At 73.9% G+C, this 7,789-nt stretch carries 7 protein-coding genes; 5 read left to right on the top strand and 2 right to left on the bottom strand.

Annotation, left to right across the window (positions count from 1 at the left end; translation table 11 throughout):
• Both AB0G02_RS23610 and AB0G02_RS23605 read right to left on the bottom strand, forming a co-directional pair.
• Positions 1-252 (bottom strand): copper resistance protein CopC (locus tag AB0G02_RS23610; RefSeq protein ID WP_360797638.1); only part of this gene is annotated, 252 nt, incomplete at its 3' end.
• A gap of 10 nt (positions 253-262) precedes the next feature.
• The gene (locus tag AB0G02_RS23605) at positions 263-826 is read right to left on the bottom strand and encodes a hypothetical protein (protein WP_360797637.1); all 564 of its coding nucleotides are present in this window, start codon (positions 824-826) and stop codon (positions 263-265) included.
• Positions 827-975: 149 nt separating this feature from the next.
• On the opposite strand from AB0G02_RS23605, the gene AB0G02_RS23600 reads away from it, so the two are divergent.
• The 5 genes from AB0G02_RS23600 to AB0G02_RS23580 form a co-directional block, all read left to right on the top strand.
• Positions 976-1,716, top strand: a complete 741-nt coding sequence (locus AB0G02_RS23600; RefSeq protein WP_360797636.1) for a response regulator transcription factor — start codon at positions 976-978, stop codon at positions 1,714-1,716.
• 46 nt (positions 1,717-1,762) lie between these two features.
• Entirely contained in the window at positions 1,763-3,166 is a 1,404-nt protein-coding gene (locus tag AB0G02_RS23595; protein WP_360797635.1) for a HAMP domain-containing sensor histidine kinase, read from the top strand.
• A gap of 83 nt (positions 3,167-3,249) precedes the next feature.
• A complete protein-coding gene (locus AB0G02_RS23590; protein WP_360797634.1) occupies positions 3,250-5,052 on the top strand; it encodes a glycosyltransferase family 39 protein in 1,803 nt (600 codons plus the stop codon).
• A gap of 38 nt (positions 5,053-5,090) precedes the next feature.
• Positions 5,091-6,305: a bifunctional glycosyltransferase family 2/GtrA family protein gene (locus AB0G02_RS23585; RefSeq protein WP_360797633.1), complete on the top strand. Its 1,215-nt coding sequence runs from the start codon at positions 5,091-5,093 to the stop codon at positions 6,303-6,305.
• A gap of 83 nt (positions 6,306-6,388) precedes the next feature.
• Positions 6,389-7,789, top strand: a 1,401-nt coding sequence (locus AB0G02_RS23580) for a glycosyltransferase family 39 protein (protein WP_360797632.1), incomplete at its 3' end; no start/stop codon positions are given.

Genomic DNA, 7,789 nt, shown 5'->3' with positions numbered 1-7,789 from the left:
GGTCAGCGTCGCGCCCCGGGCGGTGACCTCCCCCGACGGCCAGGCGCTGCCGTCGGGGGCCTGGACGGTGACCGCGGCGCTCTCGGCGGGCACCGGTTCGGTGAACGTCAGCGTCAGCTGAGCGGGCCTCTGCGGCAGCGACGCGCCGCTCGCCGGGTCGCTCGACACCAGCGCGGTGTGGGCGGACGCGGTGGGCGCGACCCCGAGCAGGGCCAGGGTCGCCAGCAGCGCCGAGAGCGCCAGTCGGGTCATGCCGGTAGTTCTACCGGGTCGGCGGGGTCCCCTGCTGCCCGTTGACGGGCGGCTTGCCGTCCTGCCGCTGCTGCGGCCCGCCGCGCTGCACGTCGCCCTCCATGATGGTGTCGGCGGTGGGCTGCTCGTCGCCGTCCGAGGAGGCGACGACGGTGACGGTGTCGCCCTCGGTGATGTCGTCGAGGTGCCCCTGACCCCCGTTGACCTCGGTGCCGTCGTCGATCAGGTAGGTCCGGTCGAACCCGTCGGTGCTCTTCACCGTGATGGACGAGTCGGTGACCCCGGTGACCTCGCCCTTCTGGAACGCGCCGTGCAGCGAGTCGCCGAACGGACCGCCCATGATCACCAGGCCGCCGGGTCCTCCCCTCATGTGGTAGCCGCCGGGACCGCCCATGCGCTGCGCGGCGTCGGAGTTGCTCGCGGCGTAGATGACACCGCCGCCGACGGCGGCGATGCCGACCGCGATCGCGACCGCGGCGAGGGACTTGCGGCCGTTCCAGCCGTTCCCCGCAGCGGCGGCCTGCGGCGGTGGCTCTTCACCCCAGGTCGGGTGCTGCTCGGTTTCGGTAGTCATGGCGACCACCGTCGCGGTGGAGCCTGTGAGCCGGCTGTGCGGCCGATGGGCGGTGCCTGTGCGTGCGGCCCCGACCTGTCGCACGGGTTCACAGGTGGTACACAGGACCGGCACAGGTCCGGCTCAAGGGCCGGGTCCAGGATCGGAGCATGCGCCCAGTGTCCGCTTCGGGGTCGTCCCCTGAACTCCGCCGCCCGGACGGCAGTCCCGTGCGGGTCCTCGTCGTGGACGACGAGTCCACGTTGGCCGAGCTGATGTCCATGGCGTTGCGGATGGAGCGCTGGGAGGTCCGCACCGCGCTGGACGGCACCTCCGCCGTGCGCGCTGCGCGCGAGTTCCGGCCGGACGTGGTCGTGCTGGACGTGATGCTGCCCGACTTCGACGGCCTGGAGGTGCTGCGCCGGATGAGGGCCGACCTGCCGGCGCTGCCCGTGCTGTTCCTGACCGCGAAGGACGCGGTGGAGGACCGGATCGCCGGGCTCACCGCGGGCGGCGACGACTACGTGACCAAGCCGTTCAGCCTGGAGGAGGTCGTGCTGCGGTTGCGCGGCCTGCTGCGCCGCACCGGCGTCACCGAGTCGGGCGCGGGCACCGAGCTGGTGGTGGGCGACCTGGTGCTGGACGAGGAGACGCGCGAGGTGCGCCGGGGCGGCACCGCGGTCGACCTCACCGCGACCGAGTTCGAGCTGCTGCGGTTCCTGATGCGCAACCCCCGGCGGGTGCTGTCCAAGGCGCAGATCCTGGACCGGGTGTGGAGCTACGACTTCGGCGGGCAGGCCAACATCGTCGAGCTGTACATCTCCTACCTGCGCAAGAAGATCGACGCGGGCAGAGCCCCGATGATCCACACGATGCGGGGCGCCGGCTATGTCCTCAAGCCCTCGACCTGACGCCGGGTCCCCGCGCGTCAGGCAGTGGCCACTGCGGACGCGGTTGGTGGCCGCGCAGGTCGTCCTGCTCGCGGTGGTGTGCGCCATCATCGGCGTGGCGACCGGGTTCGCCCTGCGGGACTCCCTGGTCAAGCAGCTGGACGGCAAGCTCTGGGAGTCGGCCGTCAAGATCGGCCGCAACTCGCAGCGGATGCAGTACCCGATGCCGGGCGGGGCGCGGCCCGGTCCGCTGGACGACCCCGGCTTCCCGCCGGGGACGCTCGCGCTGGTCCGGCTCGGTGACGGAGTAACGGACACCCAGCGGCAGCCGACCGGCTTCGGTGACCGGGAGGGGCTCTCCACCGCCGTCGCCGGGCAGATGGAGACCGTGCCCGTCGACGGGCAGGCGCACACCGCGACGTTGGACGGGCTCGGTGACCACCGGCTGCTCTCCGTCGGCACGCCGGGCGGCGGCGTGGTGACCGTCGGGATGCCGCTGGCCGACGTGAACAGCACGGTCGGGCGGATGGCGTGGATCCTCGGCGGGGTGGCGCTGGCCGGGGTGATCACCGTGAGCCTGGCCGGCGCGCTGATCGTGCGCCGCACCCTGCGCCCGCTGGAACGGGTCGCCGCGACCGCGAGCCGGGTCGCGGAGCTGCCGCTGCACCAGGGCGAGGTCGCGCTGGCCGAACGGGTGCCCGAGGAGTACGCCGACCCCGACACCGAGGTGGGGCAGGTCGGCCTGGCGCTGAACCGGATGCTCGGGCACGTCGGCAAGGCGCTGGAGGCGCGGCACGCCAGCGAGACGCGGGTCCGGCAGTTCGTCGCGGACGCGAGCCACGAGCTGCGCACCCCGCTGGCCGCCATCCGCGGGTACGCCGAGCTGACCCGCCGCACGCCCGACGAGGTGCCCGAGCAGATCGCGCACGCGATGCGGCGGGTGGAGTCCGAGGCGGTGCGGATGACGTCGTTGGTCGAGGACCTGCTGCTGCTGGCTCGGCTGGACGCGGGACGCCCGTTGGCGCGCGACCCGGTCGACCTGTCGCGGCTGGTGGTCGACACGGTCAGCGACGCCCGGATCGCCGGGCCGGGCCACGAGTGGCGGTTGGAGCTGCCGCCGGACGCGGTGCAGGTGACCGGCGACGAGCACAAGCTGCACCAGGTGCTGGCGAACCTGCTGTCCAACGCGCGCACGCACACGCCGCCGGGCACGACGGTCACCACGTCGTTGTCCACAACGGACGGTGCGGCGCAGGTGTCGGTGAGCGACGACGGCCCGGGGATCCCGGCCGGGCTCCAGGCCGAGGTGTTCGAGCGGTTCAGCCGGGGCGACACGTCGCGGTCCCGCGCGGCCGGCAGCACCGGGCTCGGCCTGTCGATCGTGGCCGCCGTGGTGGCCTCGCACAACGGGACCGTGCGGCTGGCCAGCAGGCCGGGTCGGACCACGTTCACCGTCCGCCTGCCCCGGTGACCGCGGCCGGGACCTGATCGCGCACAGCCGGCTCACAGGCGCGGCACAAGGACCGCCCAGGGTCCGCCGACAGGCTCGACCGCATGCGAGCGCGACTACCACTGCTGCTGTTGCTGGCCGGCACGGCGGCGCTGTACCTCTGGCGGCTGGGCGACTCCGGCTGGGCCAACGCCTACTACTCCGCCGCCGCCCAGGCCGGTGCCGGGAGCTGGCGCGCGTGGTTCTTCGGCGCGACCGACTCGCCGGGCTCCATCACCGTCGACAAGACACCGGCGGCGGTGTGGGTGATGGGGTTGTCGGCCCGCCTGTTCGGCGTCAACGCCTGGAGCATCCTGGTGCCGCAGGCCCTCATGGGCATGGCGAGCGTGTGGCTGCTGCACGCCGCGGTGCGCCGGACGGCCGGTGAGGCGGCCGGCCTGATCGCGGGCGCGGTGCTGGCGCTGACGCCGGTCGCCGTGCTGATGTTCCGGTTCAACAACCCCGACGCGCTGATGGTGCTGCTGCTCGTGGCGGGCGCCTACTGCACGACCCGGGCCACCGAGAAGGCCTCGGTGCGGTGGCTGGTCCTGGCCGGCGCGGCGGTGGGGTTCGCGTTCCTGGCGAAGATGCTGCAAGCGTTCCTGGTGCTGCCCGCGTTCGGGTCGGTGTACCTGGCGTTCGCGCCGACGGCGGTGCTGCGCAAGGTGTGGCACCTCGGCGCGGCGCTGGGCGCGGTGGTCGTGGCCGGCGGCTGGTGGGTGCTGGCGGTGGAGCTGGTGCCCGCGGGCTCACGACCGCACATCGGCGGGTCTCAGTCCGACAGCGTGCTGGAGCTGGCGCTGGGCTACAACGGGCTCGGCAGGCTCACCGGCGACGAGGTCGGCAGCGTCGGCGGCGGGCGCGGCTGGGGTTCGAGCGGGTGGGGCAGGCTGCTCGGGGACGAGATGGGCGGTCAGATCGCCTGGCTGCTGCCGACCGCGCTGGTGCTGCTGGTCGCCGGCTGGTGGGCGGGCCGGGCCGCCGAACGGGTCGGCCTCGCGCTGTGGGGCGGTTGGCTGCTGGTCACCGCCGTGGTGTTCAGCTTCATGAACGGCATCATCCACGCCTACTACACGGTGGCGCTGGCGCCCGCGATCGGCGCGCTGATCGGGATCGGCGCGGTCGCGTTGTGGCGCAAGCGGCACGAACCCGTCGCGGCGGCGGCGCTGTCCGGCGCGTTGGCCGTGACCGCGCTTCAGTGCTACCTGTTGCTGCTGGACTGGTCCACCCCCTTGGCCGTGGCCGTGCTGGTCCTCGGCCTGATCGGCGCGGTGGGGCTGTTCCTCGCCGCGGTCGCGCCCGCCGTCGTGGTCGTGCCGGTGGCGGTGGTCGCCGCGCTGCTCGGTCCGGGCGCCTACTCGGTGGCCACCGCCGCGACGCCGCACTCCGGCGCGATCCCCAGCGCCGGGCCGGCGCGGGCGGACCGGCCGGGCGGCGGGTTGGTGATCATGGGTCCGGGCGGCGCGGTCACCAACGCCACCGGCGGGCGCGGTGGCGGGATGGGCGGTCTGCTCAGCGCGCCCACGCCAGGTGACGCGCTGGTCGCCCTGCTGCGCGACGACGACGGCTCCACCTGGGCCGCGGCGACCGTCGGGTCGAACAACGCGGCCGGGTACCAGCTCGGCAGCGGTGCGCCGGTGATGGCCGTCGGCGGGTTCAACGGCACCGATCCCGCCCCGACGTTCGAGGAGTTCCAGGAGTTCGTCCGAAGTGGACGGATCCACTACTTCCTCGGCGGTGGCGGGATGCGCGCCGAGACCGGCAGCGACGCGGCCGAGCGGATCGCGGAGTGGGTGGCCGACACGTTCACCGCGACCGAGGTGGACGGCGTGACCCTCTACGACCTCACAGCGGGCGCACAGCGATGACACACGAGCCGCCCAGCCGAGAGCCCGAGGGTGACCTCATGACCTTCGCGACGCTCACGACGACCACCGTGCTCGACGTGGTGGTGCCGGTGTACAACGAGGAGCGCGACCTCGCGCCCTGCGTGCGCAAGCTGCACGCCGACCTGACCGGGACGTTCCCGTACACGTTCCGGATCACCATCGCCAACAACGCGAGCACCGACGGGACGCGTGCCGTCGCGGACGACCTGACCCGCGAGCTGCCCGGCGTGGCCGCGGTGCACCTGGCGGAGAAGGGGCGCGGCCGGGCGCTGAAGGCGGTGTGGTCCGCGTCGGACGCGGCCGTGCTGGCGTACATGGACGTCGACCTGTCCACCGACCTGGCCGCCCTCGCGCCGCTCGTGGCGTCGTTGATCTCCGGGCACTCGGACCTGGCGATCGGCAGCAGGCTGGCGCGCGGGGCGCGGGTGGTGCGCGGGCCGAAGCGCGAGTTCATCTCCCGCTGCTACAACCTGATCCTGCGCGGCGCGCTCGCGACCCGGTTCACCGACGCGCAGTGCGGGTTCAAGGCGATCCGCGCCGACGTGGCCCGGCGGCTGCTGCCGCACGTCGAGGACACCGGGTGGTTCTTCGACACCGAGCTGCTGGTGCTGGCCGAACGCGCCGGCGCGCGCATCCACGAGGTGCCGGTGGACTGGGTCGACGACCCGGACAGCCGGGTGGACATCGTGTCGACCGCCGTGGCGGACCTCAAGGGCGTCGCCCGGGTGGCGCGCGGTCTGGTGACCGGCCGGATCCCGGTCGGTGAGCTCCGCACCCAGCTGGGGAGGGAACCGTTGGAACCGCAGACGCCGGGTGTGCCCGCCGGGTTGTTCAAGCAGCTGGTCCGGTTCGGCGCGGTCGGCGTGATCAGCACGTTGGCCTACCTGCTGCTGTTCGTGGCGCTGCGCGGCGGTCTGGGCGCGCAGGGCGCGAACCTGGTGGCGCTGCTGGTCACCGCCGTCGCCAACACCGCGGCCAACCGCCGGTTCACGTTCGGGGTGCGCGGTCGGCGCGGCGCGGGGCGCCACCAGTTCGAGGGCCTGCTCGTGTTCGGCCTCGGCCTCGCGCTGACCAGCGGCTCGCTGGCCGTGCTGCACCTGTTCGCCGCGCCCGGCGGCCCGGCCGAGCTGGTCGCGGTCGTCGGGGCCAACCTCCTCGCCACCGTGCTGCGCTTCCTGCTGCTGCGCAACTGGGTCTTCCGGTCGCGCCGCGCCGCGGGGGCCACGACCTGATGGCCACCCCGACCCCGGCCGCCCCGAAACCGGTCACACCGACCCCGATCACCTCGAACCCGACGACCCCAGGGACCTCTTCCATGACCACCGCAACCCTGACCGCGCCCGCACCCACGTCGGCCGCGCCGCCGTCGGGCCGGAACCGGACCACGCCCGCGCTCGTCGTGCTGCTGGTCGGCACCGCGGTCCTCTACCTGTGGAACATCACCTCGTCCGGCTGGGGCAACAGCTACTACGCCGCGGCCACCCAGGCCGGCTCGCAGAGCTGGGTCGCCTGGCTGTTCGGCGGGTCCGACGCCGGCGGCGTGATCACCGTCGACAAGCCGCCCGCCGCGCTGTGGGTGAGCGGGCTGGCCGCCCGCGTCTTCGGGTTCTCCAGCTGGACCGCGCTCGCACCGCAGGCCGTCGAGGGCGTGCTCGCCGTGTGGTTGTTGTACGCCGCGGTGAAGCGCACGTCCGGCGCGGTGGCCGGGTTGGTGGCGGGAGCGGCGCTGGCGGTGACGCCGGTCGCCGTGCTGGTGTTCCGGTTCAACCTGCCCGACGCGCTGCTGGTGCTGCTGATGGTCGCCGGCGCCTACTGCACCGTGCGGGCGCTGGACAAGGCCTCCGGCTGGTGGCTGGCGCTGGCGGGCGTGGCGATCGGGTTCGCGTTCCTGGCCAAGATGGGTCAGGCGCTGCTGGTGCTGCCCGCGTTCACCGCCGTCTACCTGCTGGCCGCGCCGACCACCCTGGGCAAGCGGTTCCTGCACCTGCTCGGCGCGGGCGCGGCGGTGACCGCGTCCGCCGGGTGGTTCATCGCCCTGGTCGAGCTGTGGCCCGCCGCGTCCCGGCCCTACATCGGCGGGTCGCAGAACGACTCGCTGTGGGAGCTGGCCATCGGCTACAACGGCCTGGGCCGGATCTTCGGCGGTCGTGGTGGCGGTGGAGGCGGCGGCGGTGTCGTCGTGGGCGGTGGCGGCAACGGCAACCTCGGCTTCGGCGGCGAGACCGGCATCGGCCGGCTGTTCGGGGCGAGCATGGGCGCCGAGATCTCGTGGCTGCTGCCGGCCGCGCTCATCGGGCTGGTCGCCGGGCTGTGGTTCACCCGCCGCCTCCCGCGCACCGACCGCACCCGTGCGGCCCTGGTCCTGTGGGGCCTGTGGGTGCTGGGCAACGGGATCGTGTTCAGCTTCATGAGCGGCATCACGCACCCCTACTACACGGTCGCCGTCGCGCCGGGCGTCGCCGCGCTCGTCGCCATCTCCGGCCGGGAGATGTGGCGCGGACGCCGGCACCTCCCGGTGCGCGTGGCGCTGGCGCTGATGGTCGCCGCGGCCGGGTTCTGGGGCTTCGCCCTGCTCCAGCGGTTCGCCGAGTGGGCGCCCGCGCTCCGCTGGACCGTCGCCGCGCTGACCGTGCTGGTCGCCACCGCGATCGTGATGGGCGCACGCCGGGTCGCGGCACTGGCGCTGGTCACCGCGGTGCTCTCCACGGCGGCGTTC

This window comes from Actinosynnema sp. NPDC023658, assembly GCF_040639995.1.
Lineage (GTDB): Bacteria > Actinomycetota > Actinomycetes > Mycobacteriales > Pseudonocardiaceae > Actinosynnema.
Note: the sequence above shows the minus strand (reverse complement) of the source record. Positions and strands in the feature narration are given on the sequence as shown.